Here is a 15,018-nt window from a genome sequence, read left to right as displayed (position 1 = left end):
TTCAACGGCGCTCGGCGCGCAACGCGTCGATGCGTTGATCCTTCTCGATCCAGAGTTGGTTGACCCAGTTCTGGACCGTTTCGCGAAACACCGGATCGTTTTCGTAATCGCCTTGCCACAATGCCGGGTCGAGCTCTCGGGTCTTGATGTCGATGATGACCCTCGGCACGTTGCCGCTGAGCAAGTCCCAAAACCCCGGAATCTGCTGCTGCGGATACACCACCGTCACATCAAGCACGGCATCCAGCTGTTCGCCCATTGCCGCCAGGACAAACGCCACGCCGCCGGCCTTGGGCTTGAGCAGGTGAGTGAAGGGTGACTGCTGCTGAGTGCTTTTCGCTGCGGTGTATCGGGTACCTTCCAGGTAATTGACCACGGTCACCGGCTGACGCTTGTACAACTCGCACGCCGCTTTGGTGATCTCCAGATCCTTGCCGGCCAGCTCAGGGTGTTTGGCCAGGAATGCCTTGGTGTAGCGCTTCATGAACGGATAATCCAGGGCCCACCACGCCAGCCCCAGGAATGGCACCCAGATCAGTTCCTTCTTGAGGAAGAACTTGAAGAATGGCGTGCGGCGGTTCAGGGCCTGGATCAACGCCGGGATATCGACCCAGGATTGATGGTTGCTGATCACCAGGTATGAGGTGTCGCGGCGCAGGTCATCGCCGCCGCGGATGTCCCATTGGGTGGGGATGCACAGGCGGAAAACCAGCTTGTCGATCTCGGCCCAGGTCTCGGCGATCCACATCACCGCCCATGAGGCGTAGTCGCGATAGCGACCAGGCAAGACCAGTTTGAGCAGCGCAAACACCATCAGCGGCCCGATCAGGACCAGGGTGTTGAGCAACAGCAGCAGGGTAACGAAACAGCCGGTGAGCAGGCGGCGCATAAGTAACTCTTGAAAGCGTTTGGGCGCGTCATGATATTCAGCTTCGGGCCGCAGGCCAAATCGGCGGTGACGAATGTTTCACCTTTACATCGTTATGCTTGCCGCCTGATGAGATCACCTGTGGCGAGGGAGCTTGCTCCCGCCGGGCTGCGAAGCGGCCCCAAAAGCTAATGTGAAGCGGCGTGTCAGGAACACCGAGTTGAATGGATTTACGGCGGCTTCGCCGCCCAACGGGAGCAAGCTCCCTCGCCACAAAGCTAGGTGGCCGTCCAACTATCTTTGTTGTTTGCGGTCTAGAATTTGGCCACTGCGCCCCCATTCCCAAAGGATGCCCATTACGTGAAATCCCTCCTTGCACTGCTTTCTCTCGTGGCCCTGCCGGTCCTGGCCGCCGAGCCGACGCTGTACGGGCGTTACGAATACATTGCGCTGCCGGAAATCGGCGGCGAAGTCCTCAAGGCCAAAATGGACACCGGCGCCCTGACGGCCTCGCTGTCGGCCAAGGACATCGAAACCTTCACCCGCGACGGCGACGAGTGGGTCCGTTTCCGCCTCGCCACCAAAGACGCGAGCAACAAGGTCTACGAGCACAAGGTTGCGCGGATCAGCAAGATCAAGACCCGCTCCGAAGAGGATGACGATGACAAGGAAGCCGTCGAGCCGACCAAGCGCCCGGTAGTCGATCTGGAACTGTGCCTGGGCAACGTCAAGCGCACCGTCGAGGTCAACCTTACCGACCGCAGCAGCTTCAACTATCCGCTGTTGATCGGTGCCAAGGCCTTGCGTGAATTCGGTGCGGCGGTGAACCCGGCGCGGCGTTTCACTGCCGACAAACCCGACTGCTGATTGACGGAACGAGAGGCTTGGGGCACCGTTCGCCCACTTAACTGCCGGGCTCGGACGCCATGCCTCATATCCTGATTGTCGAAGACGAAGCGGCGATTGCCGACACCCTGATATTCGCGTTGCAGGGCGAGGGGTTCACCACGACCTGGTTGAGCCTCGGCGCGGCGGCGCTGGAGCATCAGCGCCAGACCCCGGCCGACCTGATCATTCTCGACATCGGCCTGCCAGACATCAGCGGCTTCGAGACCTGCAAGCAACTGCGGCGTTTCAGCGAAGTGCCGGTAATCTTCCTCAGCGCCCGTGACGCGGAAATCGACCGCGTCGTGGGCCTGGAAATCGGCGCCGACGACTACGTGGTCAAGCCGTTCAGCCCCCGGGAAGTCGCGGCGCGGGTCCGGGCGATTCTCAAGCGCATGGCGCCGCGACCGGTGGCCGAGGTTTCGTCGACGCTGTTTCGGATCGATAGCGAACGCGTGCAGATCAACTATCGCAATCAGCCATTGAGCCTGACGCGGCACGAATTCCGCCTCCTGCAATGCCTGCTGGAACAACCCGAACGCGTCTTCAGTCGCGAGCAATTGCTCGATGCGCTGGGGGTGGCCGCCGATGCCGGTTACGAGCGCAGCATCGACAGCCATATCAAAAGCGTGCGCGCCAAATTGCGTCTGGTGAAGGCTGACGCCGAACCGATCCAGACCCATCGCGGCCTCGGTTACAGCTACAGCCCGGGGCACAGCTGATGCCGTTGGGGATCCGGATTTTCCTGGTCTACGTGCTGTTTATCGGCCTGACCGGTTACTTCGTGCTCAACACCGTGATGGAAGAAATCCGCCCAGGGGTGCGCCAGTCCACGGAAGAAACCCTGGTCGACACCGCCAACCTGATGGCCGAGATCCTGCGCGACGATTTCAAGGCCGGCACCCTCAACCAGAACCGCTGGCCCGAGCTGCTCAGGGCCTATGGCGAACGGCAGCCGAAGGCAAGCATCTGGGGCTTGCCGAAGAACCAGGTCAACCACCGGATTTACGTCACCGACGCCAAAGGCCTCGTGGTGCTGGACTCCAGTGGCGCAGCGGTGGGGCAGGACTATTCACGATGGAACGACGTCTACCTGACGTTGCGCGGTGAATACGGCGCACGTTCCACCCGCAGCGATCCGAACGATGCGACCTCTTCGGTGATGCACGTCGGCGCGCCGATTCGCGACAACGGCCGGATCATCGGCGTGGTCACCGTGGCCAAGCCCAACAGTTCGTTGCAGCCTTACGTGGATCGCACCGAACGTCGATTGCTCGCTTATGGTGCCGGGTTGATCGGCCTGGGCCTGCTGTTCGGCGCGCTGTTGTCATGGTGGCTGAGCGCGGCGCTGCGGCGGTTGACCGCCTATGCCCAAGCGGTGAGTGAGGGCCGGCGCGTCGAGGTGCCGCATTATCGCGGCGGGGAGTTGGAGCAACTGGCGACGGCGGTGGAACAGATGCGAACCCAGCTGGAAGGCAAAGCCTACGTCGAGCGTTATGTGCACACCCTGACCCATGAATTGAAAAGCCCATTGGCGGCGATTCGCGGTGCAGCGGAGTTGCTGCAAGGTGAAATGCCGTTGGCTCAGCAGCAGCGTTTCGTCAGCAACATCGACAGTGAAAGTGTGCGGATGCAGCAGTTGATTGAGCGGTTGCTGAACCTGGCACAGGTCGAACAGCGTCAAGGGCTGGAAGAGCGGGTGGCGGTGCCGTTGGCGGGTTTGGTGGATGAGTTGCTCAACGCCCAGGCCGCGCGGATCGAAGGGAAAAAGTTGCGCGTGGAACAGAGGATCGCGCCGGATATGACCCTGCATGGCGAGCCGTTTCTGTTGCGGCAGGCGCTGGGGAATCTGCTGGAGAATGCTTTGGATTTCACCCCGCCTCAGGGGCTGCTGCGGTTCAGCGCCGAGAGGGTCGGCGAGCAGATCGAGTTCAGGCTGTTCAATCAGGCCGAGGCGATTCCCGACTATGCGATACCGCGTTTGAGCGAGCGTTTCTACTCGCTGCCGCGCCCGGACAGTGGGCGCAAGAGCACCGGGTTGGGGCTTAACTTTGTGGAAGAAGTGGTCCAGTTGCATGGCGGTTCATTGAGCATCGGCAATGTCGAGGGTGGGGTGGAAGTCCTATTGCACCTGGCCTAGGACCGAGTCGCGGCCAATCGCGAGCAGGCTCACTCCCACAGTTGATGTGTGGGGGACTCAGAATTTGTGTCCAGCGCAGAACCCATGTAGGAGCGAGCCTGCTCGCGAAGAGGCCAGTCCGTTCTCCACATAATCTCCATATTCCCCCCACAAAGCCTCCACACACCCATCCCAGACTCTCCGCATCCAAACAGGGAGAGTCCCATGAACCGCAGCCTGACCCTAAAACTCGGGGCAATCGCCCTTCTGATTTTGCTATTGCTGATTCCGTTGCTGATGATCAACGGCGTCATCCAGGACCGCCAGCAATTGCGCGACGGTGTGCTTGAAGACATTGCCCGCAGCTCCAGCTACAGCCAGCAACTGAACGGGCCGCTGATGGTGGTGCCGTATCGCAAAGTGGTGCGCACCTGGAAGCTCAACGAAAAAACCAACCAGCGTTATCAGGAAGTCGGTGAGGAGCGCGGTCGTCTGTATTTCCTCCCGGAACGCTTCGAACTCGATGGCCAGGTGCAGACCGAACTGCGCTCCCGAGGCATTTACGAGGCGCGACTGTTCCACGCCGACAACCGCATCAGCGGGCATTTCTCGGTCCCGGCGCAACTGGGCATCAAGGAAGATTTTGCCGATTACCAGTTCGACCAGCCGTTTCTGGCCGTCGGTATCAGCGACATTCGCGGCATCGAAAACGCCCTGAAACTCGAACTCAATGACCAGCGGCTGGACTTTGTTCCGGGGACCCAGGTGGGCTGGTTAGGCGAAGGTGTACACGTGACATTGCCAGCGCTGGATGCCAGGCAAGCCACGGAATTGACCTTCGGTTTCGACCTTCGGCTGCAAGGCACCGGTCAGTTGCAGATCCTTCCGGTGGGTAAGACCAGCAAAGTGTCGCTGAGCGCCAACTGGCCGCACCCAAGCTTCATCGGCAACTACCTGCCGGCCCAGCGTGAAGTCACCGATCAGGGGTTTACCGCCAACTGGCAGACCTCGTTTTTCTCCACGAACCTGCAGGAAGCGCTGAGCAGTTGTGTGTCCGGCGGTGGGTGCGAGGCGTACAGCGGCCGCAGTTTTGGCGTGAGTTTCATTGATCCGGTGGACCAATACCTCAAGAGCGATCGGGCGATCAAATACGCACTGCTGTTCATCGTGCTGACCTTCGCCGGATTCTTCCTCTTCGAAGTGCTGAAAAGCCTGGCGGTGCACCCGGTGCAATACGCATTGGTGGGGGTTGCGCTGGCATTCTTCTACCTGTTGCTGCTGTCGCTGTCGGAGCACATCGGTTTTGCCCTGGCTTATCTGTTGTCGGCCGGCGGCTGCGTGTTGCTGATCGGGTTCTATGTCTGCCATGTGCTGCGCAGCGTGCGTCACGGCTTGAGCTTTTCGGCGGGGTTGGCGGCGTTGTATGGCTTGCTCTACGGCTTGTTGAGTGCCGAGGATTACGCGCTGTTGATGGGCTCGTTGTTACTGTTCGGCTTGCTCGGCGTGTTCATGGTGCTGACCCGCAAGCTGGATTGGTACGGGATCGGGCAGAAGTCGGCCAAGCCGCTGGCGTTTGATCTGGGGGCGGTGGAATGAGCCGGTCGTTGGGGTTGCGCGAGGATCAGCGGGAGGGGGAAGAGTTGGCGGCGCGGATATTCGGTTTGTTTCCTGTTGACCCGGTGTGTTGCCATCGTGAGCAGGCTCGGTCCCACAAGGGATCTGCAGTGAACACAAGGTTCGTGCATACCACCGATCAACTGTGGGAGCGAGCCTGCTCGCGATGAGGCCGGAACCGTCAGCGAAGATTCAAACCTTCGGCATCGTCGCCACCATCGACGGCCGCTGGCTCACCTCGAAATACCAGGCCGCCAGCTGGGGATTCGCCTCGCGCCATTGCAGATCCGGGTGGCGCAGGTCGAGGTAACCCAGCGCACACGCCACGCTGATCGCCGCCACATCGAAATGGCTGGTCAGCTCGGCAATCGCGTCCTTCTCCAACAGCGCCAGTGCGCGACGAATCTTGTCGCGCTGGCCATCGAGCCATTCGTCCCACTGTTTTTCGGGGGCGCGCAGGACCACTTCATAACGAACCACCACCGACGCGTCCATGATCCCGTCGGCCAGCGAGGCCAGGGTCAAACGGCGCCAGCGGGCCGAGCCGTCGCGGGGGATCAGCGGGTTGCCGACGTGTTGATGATCGAGGTAATCGAGGATCACCCGGCTGTCATGGATAACGTTGCCGTCGGCCAGGCGCAGGGCCGGGATCTTGCCCAGCGGGTTGTCTTCGTTGAGCGCCTGATCCGGGCTTACCGGTGTGAGCACGCAGTCTTGCAACGCCACGCGGTCGGTCTGACCGGTTTCGTGCAGCAGCACCATGACTTTGCGGACGAAGGGCGATAACGAATTGTGGAACAGGGTCATGCTGGGGGCGGACATGGCAGCATCTCGGAGTTGGGCAATGCTGGGCAGCATAGCGCGTTCAAGAGATTGCTCAAGATCGTGGGGGCGAGCCTGCTCGCGAAGAGGTCGTTTACATTCAGCACCCCTGTTGAATGTCAGGCCGCCATCGCGAGCAGGCTCGCTCCCACAAGGATCAGCGGCGTTGCAGCAGGCCGCGCAGGGCCAGGACGGCAGGGACGCCCAGGCCAAGCCAGCTCAAGGCATCCCACACGCCGTCGCCCAGCAACGCGGCGAACAACCCCGCGGCACTGAGCAGCGCGATCACGGTGGGCGTGGCGAAGACCTTCCAGAAGTTCGACTGTCGTGGCCTCATGCTTGAGCCTCCGCTTGCTCGAGCGCAGGTTTCGCCGCCTTGCGCCGCACTACCCACAGATAAACCCCGCTGCCCAGCACGACGATGGTCAGCCCATCCAGAGTCGCCCAGAGGATTTTCATCGGCATGCCACCGTAATCACCAAAGTGCAGGGGTTGCGACATGCCCATGGCGTCCATGTACCACGGTCGTTCCGCCACCGCCGTGACTTGCAGGGTGCTGGCGTCAATCAACACCGGGGTCAGCAGGTGCGAAGTCAGGTGGGTGCTGCCTTTCATGAACACGGCGTAATGGTGTTCGCTGGAAAACCGCGTGCCGGGGAAGGCGATGAAATCGGGTTGCATGCCCGGCGCGACTTCCTTGGCGATGTCGAGCAAACGGGTCGCGGGTGCCAATTGCGTCAGCGGTGGCGCGTCGCGGTAGGGTGCGATCATCGTGCTCAGTGCGTCGTTGCGCCAGGCGGCGATCAGCAGGTCGGCGCAGGCACTGATCACGCCGGTCACCCCGACCACCAGTGCCCAGGTCATGGTGACCACGCCGATCAGGTTATGCAGGTCGAGCCAGCGCAGGCGAGTGGATTTGTCCTGGCGCACGCTGGCGAATTTCAAGCGGCGCATGAACGGCAGGTACAGCACCGTCCCGGAAATGATGGCCACGACAAACATCAGCCCCATGAACGCCAGCAACAACTTGCCCGGCAGACCGGCGAACATGTCCACGTGCAGGCGCAGCATCACCATCATGAAACCGCCGTTGGCCGACGGCATCTCCAGCGCTTCGCCGGTGCGGGCGTCGAGCATGAAGGTGTGCGACGAATTGGGCTCGGTACCGGCGGTGGCCGCCATGATGGCGATCGCGGCGTTGGGCTCTTCCTCGTCGAAGCCGAAATACTGCATGACTTCGCCGGGGCGATGTTTTTCCGCCGCCTGCACCAACTGCTGCAAATTCAGCTGCGGGGTGTCCGCCGGCATTTGCTTCAACTCTGCGGCATCGCCCAGCAGGTGGTCGATCTCGTGGTGGAAGATCAACGGCAGGCCGGTCAGCGCCAGCATCAGCAGGAACACGGTGCAGATCAGGCTGGTCCAGGTGTGGATGAACGACCAGCGGCGAATTGTTTTACTTTTCATTTGATGGCCTTCAGAAATACCAAAGCCGTCCCCGAAGGACGGCTTGGTCTTGGAGCGTTCAGCTCAGGCATTTACCACTTGTAAGTTGCACTGGCGACGACACTGCGCTGGTCGCCGTAGTAGCAGTAGAAACTGTCACAGGTGGAGATGTAGTCCTTGTCCAGCAGGTTGGTGGCGTTCAGTGCCAGGGACGCGCCTTTCAGGCTGTTGTCCAGGCGGCCGAGGTCGTAATGGACCGCCGCGTCGAACACGGTATAGGCGTCGGCCTTGCCCAGCCAGGTGTTGCCCTGATCGCCGTAGGTGTTGCCGGTGTAGCGAGCGCCGGCGCCAATGCCGAAGCCATCCAGCACGCCGGTGTGCCAGGTGTAATCGGCCCACAGCGAAGCCTGTTGATTAGGCATCAGTTGCAGTCGGTTGCCCTTGTAGTCGCCTTTCTGCACTTCGGATTTGGCCAAGGTGTAGGCCGCGATGATTTTCAGGTTTTCGGTGACGTCGGACACCGCTTCCAGCTCCAGGCCCCTGACCTTCACTTCGCCAGTCTGGCTGGTGATCGGTGTGGCGCCGACGGTGGTGGTGACCGAAACGTTTTTCTGGGTCAGGTCATATACCGCTGCGCTGAGCAGGGTGTTGCTGCCCGGTGGCTGGTACTTGATGCCCAATTCCCACTGCTTGCCTTCGGTCGGCTTGAACGATTCGGTGCTGGAGGCTGATGCGCCGGTGGTGGGTTGGAAGGATTCGGCGTAAGACAGATACGGCACAAAGCCGGAGTCAAACACATAGCTGATCGCCGCGTTGCCGCTGAAGGCTTTGTCGCGCTGGGTGTTGGTGGCATCGCCCTTGTTGAAAAACTCGGTGCTGGTGTGGACCCAATCCTCACGTCCGCCGACGGTCAGGCGCCATTGGTCGAGGGCCATTTGATCCTGCACGTACAGGCCGGTCTGGTAGGTCTTCTGGTTGTAGTCGTAGAACGCGGTGGAACGCGGCGGACGAACGATCGGCTGGCCATAGATCGGGTTATTGACGTTGGTGGTCAGCCCGTCGCCGAAAATCGAGGTGTAGTTGGTGTTGCTGCGCTGGTGGTCGAGACCCAGCAGCAGGGTGTGACGGACATCGCCGGTGGCGAAGTCGGCCTGGAAATTGTTATCCACGGCGAACTGGCTGATGTCTTCATCGACAATGGTGCTGGTGCGCCCGACGTTGCCTTCGTTATCCACCTGGGTGAACGGATACGAGCCGACAGTGAGCCCCTGGAACGACAGATCGGATTTGGTGTAACGCAGGTTCTGCTTGAACTGCCAGACGTCGTTCAAGCGATGTTCGAACGCATAGCCCAGAGCGTAGTAGGTGCGGTCGTAGTATTCCCAGTCCGGGTCGCCGAGATTCTTATGATGGGAAACCTTGCCGAACGGCATGTCGATCTTGGTGCCCTGCACCGGCAGGAACTGGCTGGTGATGCCGGTATCGTCGCGGGTGAATTGCGTGAGCAGGGTGAAGCGGGTGTCTTCGTTGATGTTCCAGGTCAGGCTCGGTGCGATGTTGTAGCGCTTGTTGTCGACGTGGTCGATCTGCGTGCCGCTGTCGCGCACCACGCCGCTCAGGCTATAGAGGAACTGGCCTTCGTCATCAATTTTGCCGGTGCTGGCGAAGTTGATCTGGCGCTGGTTGTCGCTGCCGTATTGCAGCTGGATCTCGTGGCTGTCTTCAGCGCTTGGACGGCGGCTGACCATGTCCAGCAAGCCACCCGGCGGGGTCTGGCCGTACACCGACGACGCCGGGCCGCGCAGCAGGGCGAGGCGATCGAGGTTCCAGGTTTCCTGTTTCGGGTTGGCGTAGGTGCCTTTCGGCAGCGGCAGGCCATCGAGGAACTGGGTCGGCTCAAAGCCCCGGACCCGCAGCCAGTCGGCACGGGTGTCGCTGCCGTAGCTGCTGGCGACGATGCCGGGCATGTAGCGCACGGCGTCATCGAGGTTCTGCACATTGCGATCTTCCATTTGCTGGCGAGTGGCGACCGATATCGAGCGCGGCGCTTCGACCAGCGCGGTGTCGGTCTTGCTGCCGGCGGCGGTGCGCGTGGCGACGTAGCCTTCCACCGGGCCCCAGGCGCTTTCAGTGTTTTGGACACCGATGACGGCGGTTTCCGGCAGGGCCAGCGTCCCCTCGGGAATGGCGGCCAGGCTGTAGGTGCCGGCGCTGCTTTGCTCCAGTTGCAGACCGGTGCCGCGCAAGGCTTCACGCAGGGCGCTGGCGGCGTCGTACTGGCCCTTGACCGGCGCTGAGGTCTTGCCCGCGGCCAGCGAAGGGTTCAACGACAGCGCGAGGCCCGCCTGGCTGGCGATCTGGTTCAGCGTGCTGGCCAATGGCGCGGCCGGCAGGTTGTAGGCGCGAACGCTGGACGCCTGTTCAGCCGCAATCAGCTGACTGCTGGCCAGCGGGGCGCAAAGGGCAATGGCGATGGCCAGCAAGCTGGGGCGTAACAAGGTGTCTAGCGAACGGGACATACAGCGGCTCCTGAATGGAAATATTTCTCAATTGCCTAGGAGCCGAATGAGAATCCCAAAGTGATAGGGCTGGATGAAAATAATTTCGATTCAGTAAGTGAGGGGCTGAGTCTAGATGTGTGCTGTTGTTGACGGCCTCTTCGCGGGCAAGCCTCGCTCCTACGGGTTTTGTGTCGACCTGTGGAGCGATGACATCCTGTAGGAGCGAGGCTTGCCCGCGAAGGCGGCCGATTAGACGCAACACCCCTCAGGGCTTGGCTTCGGCCTTCGCCACCGTCACCCACCACGGCGTGTGCTGTTCGATCTGCACGGGCAAGGTCGGCAGCAGCGCGCTTAGCGCCTTGTCGGTGTCGTGCAGGGGGAAGCTACCGGTGATCCGCAGGTCAGCCACCTCCGGCGCAACGCCCAAATGCCCCCGTCGATATCGACCGAGTTCGTGCACCAGGTCTTCCAGTCGTGTGTTGTCCACCACCAGCATGCCGCGGGTCCAGGCATCGGCGCCGAGGTTCAGCGCGACGATTGGGCCCAGGCCATTGCTGCGCATCAGCACTTGCTGGCCTTCACGCAGGATCTGCTCTTCAGGGCTCGACTGCGGATGGGCGGCCACTGCGGACTGCAACACGCTCAGTCGCGTGCCGTCGTCCTCGCGCTTGACCAGGAACCGCGTACCCAGCGCGCGCAGGCTGCCTTCACGGGTTTCGACGATAAACGGTCGAGCGTCGCCATGACCGGTTTCGACGAGAATTTCCCCTTCCTGAAGGATGATCAGCCGCTGCTTCTCGTCAAAACGCACGTCCACCGCGCTGTGGGTGTTGAGGTTGATCAGCGTGCCGTCGCTCAGGCGCAGGGTGCGCTGCTCGCCGGTGGCGGTGCGCTGGTCGGCCAGCCAATAGTCGATGGGCAAATGACGATCACCGACGAACAGCGCCAAGCCGATTACTGCGACGACGCTGGCCAGGCCACTGCCGAGCTTGCGCACCCGTCGGCGAATGCTTTCGCGCGATTGCAATAACGCCGTGCGCGCCGGGCCGCTGGCGACGCTGAAACGCTGGTCGAGCATGCCCAGCTGGCGCCAGGCCCGCGCGTGTTCCTCGTGGGCGGCGTGCCATTTGGTGAACTCTTCGCGCTCCACCGGGCTGCCGGAATCCAGGGATAATTGCCAGGCAATCGCGGCGTCCAGCACTTGGGCTGATACCGGTTTGGAACTGGCCGGGCTCATACCGGCTCACCGTACAGCGCGATGTAGCACTGACGAATGCCTTGTGCCAGGTATTGGCGAACCCGAGGCACTGACACGCCCAGGCGCTCGGCGATTTGCGCATGGCCGAGGCCGTCGAGGCGGTTATAGAGAAACGCCGCCCGGGCCTTGCTGGAAAGCTTGCCAAGCAGGCGGTCGATGTTTTTCAGGTCTTCGAGGATCAGCTGCTGTTCTTCCACCGACGGTTGTTCGCCTTCGGGGATCAGCATCAATTCGGTGAGGTAGGCCTGTTCCAGCGCTGCGCGACGGAAATAATCGAACAGCAAGCCCTTGGCGATCGCCACCAGAAACGCCCGCGGTTCACGAGGCTCCTTCAGCTCATCACGGCCGAGCAGGCGCATGAAGGTGTCCTGACTCAGGTCTTCGGCCCGTTGCGGGCAGGCCACATTGCGTCGCAGCCAGGCCAATAGCCACCCGCGATGGTCGCGATACAACGCACCAACGAGCTCACTTTGGGGGCTTTGGACTGACGACACGCAGCATCACCGATTGGGAAGTGTTAACTAACGAGAATTGTTCGCGATTGTGGCAGAGGCGGGGGAGGTAAGCAATTGGCCACTGGTCAGGTGGTTTTGATGGGGAGTCTTCAGGTGGACCGCGTTGTCGTGCTTCGCGGGCAAGCCTCGCTCCTACAGGATGTCGTCGTTCCACAGATCGACACAAAACCTGTAGGCGCGAGGCTTGCCGCGAAGGCGTCAGAACAGGCGCCGCAGATTTAGAAGGACGGCGCCCGCTGCCGGCGTTTCCACTGACTCACCCGCTGCTGCAAATTCAACGGGCTATGAATCTGCTGCTGCCGCGCCCGGCTGAACAGAATCAACGCCAGCTCCGCCGTGGCCAACGCATCGGCGCTGGCGTTGTGGCGTTCGAAGACTTCCAGCTTGAACCAGTCGATCCAGTCATCGAGCCCGGCATCGCGAATGTGAGCCTGAGGACACAGCAACGGTGCGATGTCCGCCACATCCAGAAACGTATTCTGCAATTTGTAGCCCAGATGCTCTTTCAGCGAACGCCCCAGCATGTGTTGATCGAACGGCGCATGAAACGCCAGCACCGGGCTGTCTCTGACGAACTCCATAAATTCGACCAATGCCTGAGCCGGATCGCTGCCAGCGGCAATCGCGCTAGGCCCCAGACCATGAATCAATACGCTGGGCCCTACCTTCATATCGGCGCATTGCAGCGTGCGTTCGAACTGCTGGCTGAAATCGATCGCTCCGTCTTCGATCACCACCGCGCCGATGGACAACACCCGGTCCTTGTTCAGGTTCAGCCCGGTGGTTTCCAGGTCGAGCACCACCCAGCGCTGCTCGCGCAGGCTGCATTCACTCAGATCGGCCGCCGAGGGTAAGCGTTGCAGACGTAGCTGGAGTTCAGCGGTCAGGCTTGGGCCTGCCGGACGCAGCCATGAAAACAGGCTCATAGCTGATACCGCAGGGCCAGGCTGCTTTGCAGGCGTTGAGCCTGGCGCAGGGACTCACGCAGGATCCGTCGGTCCAGATGATTGAGGCTGTCAGGATCGACCCGGTTTGAGTAGGGCAAGTTCTCCCGAGTCTGTAGCTGATGTTGCTGCATGCGGGTTTGCTGGATGAAGTGGTAGGCCTCTTCATACGCAGCGCCGTCGAGCCGTTCGATGACCTCTTTGGCCACCAGTTCGCGAAAGCGCTCCAGGGTGTTGTTGGACTCGATGCCATGGGCCAGGGCCAGCAATCGGGCGCCATCGACGAAAGGCGTCAGCCCCTGGACTTTCAGATCCAGCGTGGCTTTCTCGCCATTCTTGCGCGCCAGCACGAACTCACGGAAACGCCCGACCGGAGGGCGGTTGCGCAAGGCGTTCTCGGCCATCATCCGCTGGAACAACCGGTTGTCATTCACCTGATCGAGAATTCCCCGACGCAGCTGCTCGCAACCTTGTTCGTCGCCCCAGACCACCCGCAGGTCGAAATAAATGCTCGATCCCAGCAGGTTCTCCGGCGTCGCCTCACGAATAAACGCCGCAAAACGCCGCGCCCATTCGGCCCGGGACAAACACAGTTCGGGGTTGCCGGCCATGATGTTGCCCTTGCACAGCGTGAAGCCGCAGAGTGCCAGGCTCTGGTTGATCTGCTGGGCAATCGGCAGCAATTTTCCGCGAATTTCGGCGGCATGCGCCGCGTCCCGGGCTTCGAACAGAATGCCGTTGTCCTGATCGGTGTGCAGCGTCTGTTCGCGGCGGCCTTCGCTGCCGAAGCACAGCCAGCTGAATGGAATGCCAGGGTCACCTTTTTCGGCGAGGGTCAGTTCGATCACCCGGCACACGGTGTGATCGTTGAGCAAGGTAATGATGTGGGTGATCTGGGTCGAGGAGGCACCGTGCGCCAGCATGCGTTCGACCAGTTGGCCGATCTCGCCGCGCAGCGCCACCAGGTTTTCCACTTTCTGGGCGCTGCGAATAGTCCGCGCCAAATGGACGAGGTCCACCCGTTGCAGGGAAAACAGGTCGCGCTCGGACACCACGCCGCACAGACGATGGTCCTTCACCAGGCAGACATGAGCGATGTGCCGTTCGGTCATGGCGATCGCCGCATCGAAGGCGCTGTGGTCCGGCGACAGGAAAAACGGCGCCTGGGTCATGTGGCGTTCGATCGCTTCGTTGAAGTCGTCAGTGCCGTCGGCCACCACATGGCGCAGGTCGCGCAGGGTAAAAATGCCCAGCGGGGCTTTGCGCTCGTCGACAATCACGATGCTGCCGACCTGTTGCTCATGCATCAGGGTCACGGCTTCACGCAATGGCGTGGCGGGGCTGCAAGTCACCGGATGGCGCATGGCCAATTCGCCCAGTCGCGTGTTCAGCGAATATTGAGTACCGAGGGTTTCCACGGCTTTTTGCTGGACTTGCTGATTGACCTGATCCAGCAGGCTGCTGACACCGCGCAGGGCGAAGTCGCGAAACGTGGTGGAAAGGGCGAACAACTTGATGAACGCCAGCTTGTTGAGCTGAAGGCAAAAGGTGTCTTCGGCCGCCAGGTGTTCGGTGCGGGTCGCCCGTTCGCCCAGCAGCGCGGCGAGGGGGAAACACTCGCCGGTGGTGATTTCGAAGGTGGTTTCGGTGCCGCCCTTGGCCGTATGCGGGCGCTCACCCACAACCCGTCCTTGTTTGACGATGTAGAAATGCTCGACCGGCCCGTCGGCCGGTTTGATGATGCTTTCGCCGGGCGCATAAAAACGCAGCTGACATTGTTCAACCAGGTACGCCAGGTGCGCGTGTTCCATTTGATTGAAGGGCGGGAATCGCTGAAGGAATTGCAAAGTGCCCTGAATGTTCTGCAACACCGCGGTTTTCCCTGCCTGTGTAAAGGCGTCCTCTCTACTCATAACCATTACCGCAGTCTTTTTTGAATTGTTGTCGGATGACTACCCCCATGGTCGGCTCGTACATGCAGGGTGCCCATTGGACGTAAGTCTAGGTCGGGGCGTGCAGGCTTCGGAAGTTAGGAAATGTCTGACGCAA

Annotated in this window: 13 protein-coding genes; 4 read left to right on the top strand and 9 right to left on the bottom strand. The window is 61.2% G+C overall.

Features of this window, described 5'->3' with window-relative positions; genetic code table 11:
• Position 1: 1 nt before the first annotated feature.
• Positions 2-889: an acyltransferase gene (locus JIO00_RS27125; RefSeq protein WP_200667206.1), complete on the bottom strand. Its 888-nt coding sequence runs from the start codon at positions 887-889 to the stop codon at positions 2-4.
• 339 nt (positions 890-1,228) lie between these two features.
• Here JIO00_RS27125 and rloA2 point away from each other — a divergent pair, with 339 nt between their 5' ends.
• From rloA2 to creD, 4 genes are all read left to right on the top strand, one after another.
• Positions 1,229-1,735, top strand: coding sequence for a retropepsin-like aspartic peptidase RloA2 (gene rloA2, locus JIO00_RS27120; RefSeq protein WP_010467060.1), 507 nt, complete (start codon positions 1,229-1,231; stop codon positions 1,733-1,735).
• Between the two features lie 59 nt (positions 1,736-1,794).
• Positions 1,795-2,475, top strand: coding sequence for a two-component system response regulator CreB (creB, locus tag JIO00_RS27115; RefSeq protein ID WP_200667205.1), 681 nt, complete (start codon positions 1,795-1,797; stop codon positions 2,473-2,475).
• Positions 2,475-3,893 (top strand): two-component system sensor histidine kinase CreC, encoded by a 1,419-nt coding sequence (creC, locus tag JIO00_RS27110; protein ID WP_200667204.1) that lies wholly within the window; start codon positions 2,475-2,477, stop codon positions 3,891-3,893. Before creB ends, creC begins: the two co-directional genes overlap by 1 nt.
• A gap of 204 nt (positions 3,894-4,097) precedes the next feature.
• Positions 4,098-5,468: a cell envelope integrity protein CreD gene (gene creD / locus JIO00_RS27105; protein ID WP_200667203.1), complete on the top strand. Its 1,371-nt coding sequence runs from the start codon at positions 4,098-4,100 to the stop codon at positions 5,466-5,468.
• 210 nt (positions 5,469-5,678) lie between these two features.
• Here creD and JIO00_RS27100 read toward each other — a convergent pair whose 3' ends face one another.
• The 8 genes from JIO00_RS27100 to JIO00_RS27065 form a co-directional block, all read right to left on the bottom strand.
• Entirely contained in the window at positions 5,679-6,308 is a 630-nt protein-coding gene (locus JIO00_RS27100) for a glutathione S-transferase (RefSeq protein WP_077747449.1), read from the bottom strand.
• 157 nt (positions 6,309-6,465) lie between these two features.
• On the bottom strand, positions 6,466-6,645 hold the full coding sequence (locus tag JIO00_RS27095) for a hypothetical protein (protein ID WP_010467072.1): 180 nt from the start codon (positions 6,643-6,645) through the stop codon (positions 6,466-6,468).
• Positions 6,642-7,772, bottom strand: a complete 1,131-nt coding sequence (locus tag JIO00_RS27090) for a PepSY-associated TM helix domain-containing protein (protein ID WP_200667202.1) — start codon at positions 7,770-7,772, stop codon at positions 6,642-6,644. Before JIO00_RS27090 ends, JIO00_RS27095 begins: the two co-directional genes overlap by 4 nt.
• 71 nt (positions 7,773-7,843) lie before the next feature.
• Positions 7,844-10,270: a TonB-dependent siderophore receptor gene (locus tag JIO00_RS27085; protein ID WP_200667201.1), complete on the bottom strand. Its 2,427-nt coding sequence runs from the start codon at positions 10,268-10,270 to the stop codon at positions 7,844-7,846.
• A gap of 247 nt (positions 10,271-10,517) precedes the next feature.
• Positions 10,518-11,489 carry a FecR domain-containing protein gene (locus tag JIO00_RS27080; protein WP_010467080.1) on the bottom strand — a complete coding sequence of 324 codons (972 nt, stop codon included), beginning with the start codon at positions 11,487-11,489 and terminating at the stop codon, positions 10,518-10,520.
• Positions 11,486-12,004 carry an RNA polymerase sigma factor gene (locus JIO00_RS27075; protein WP_010467082.1) on the bottom strand — a complete coding sequence of 173 codons (519 nt, stop codon included), beginning with the start codon at positions 12,002-12,004 and terminating at the stop codon, positions 11,486-11,488. Before JIO00_RS27075 ends, JIO00_RS27080 begins: the two co-directional genes overlap by 4 nt.
• A 239-nt stretch (positions 12,005-12,243) precedes the next feature.
• The gene (locus JIO00_RS27070; protein ID WP_010467084.1) at positions 12,244-12,951 is read right to left on the bottom strand and encodes a 3'-5' exonuclease; all 708 of its coding nucleotides are present in this window, start codon (positions 12,949-12,951) and stop codon (positions 12,244-12,246) included.
• Positions 12,948-14,888, bottom strand: coding sequence for a putative nucleotidyltransferase substrate binding domain-containing protein (locus JIO00_RS27065; protein ID WP_042932509.1), 1,941 nt, complete (start codon positions 14,886-14,888; stop codon positions 12,948-12,950). The genes JIO00_RS27070 and JIO00_RS27065 overlap by 4 nt, the downstream gene beginning before the upstream one ends.
• Positions 14,889-15,018: the final 130 nt, after the last annotated feature.

Source organism: Pseudomonas sp. SW-3 (genome assembly GCF_016615645.1).
Lineage (GTDB): Bacteria > Pseudomonadota > Gammaproteobacteria > Pseudomonadales > Pseudomonadaceae > Aquipseudomonas > Aquipseudomonas mandelii.
The sequence above is the reverse complement of the archived record's forward strand: the minus strand, read 5'-3'. Positions and strand labels throughout refer to the sequence as shown.

Bases quoted from the DNA above. Each gene is read 5' to 3' on its own strand.
- JIO00_RS27125 (WP_200667206.1), bottom strand. From the start codon at position 889: ATGCGCCGCCTGCTCACCGGCTGTTTCGTTACCCTGCTGCTGTTGCTC.
- creB (WP_200667205.1), top strand. From the start codon at position 1,795: ATGCCTCATATCCTGATTGTCGAAGACGAAGCGGCGATTGCCGACACC.
- creC (WP_200667204.1), top strand. From the start codon at position 2,475: ATGCCGTTGGGGATCCGGATTTTCCTGGTCTACGTGCTGTTTATCGGC.
- creD (WP_200667203.1), top strand. From the start codon at position 4,098: ATGAACCGCAGCCTGACCCTAAAACTCGGGGCAATCGCCCTTCTGATT.
- JIO00_RS27100 (WP_077747449.1), bottom strand. From the start codon at position 6,308: ATGTCCGCCCCCAGCATGACCCTGTTCCACAATTCGTTATCGCCCTTC.
- JIO00_RS27095 (WP_010467072.1), bottom strand. From the start codon at position 6,645: ATGAGGCCACGACAGTCGAACTTCTGGAAGGTCTTCGCCACGCCCACC.
- JIO00_RS27090 (WP_200667202.1), bottom strand. From the start codon at position 7,772: ATGAAAAGTAAAACAATTCGCCGCTGGTCGTTCATCCACACCTGGACC.
- JIO00_RS27085 (WP_200667201.1), bottom strand. From the start codon at position 10,270: ATGTCCCGTTCGCTAGACACCTTGTTACGCCCCAGCTTGCTGGCCATC.
- JIO00_RS27080 (WP_010467080.1), bottom strand. From the start codon at position 11,489: ATGAGCCCGGCCAGTTCCAAACCGGTATCAGCCCAAGTGCTGGACGCC.
- JIO00_RS27070 (WP_010467084.1), bottom strand. From the start codon at position 12,951: ATGAGCCTGTTTTCATGGCTGCGTCCGGCAGGCCCAAGCCTGACCGCT.
- JIO00_RS27065 (WP_042932509.1), bottom strand. From the start codon at position 14,888: ATGGTTATGAGTAGAGAGGACGCCTTTACACAGGCAGGGAAAACCGCG.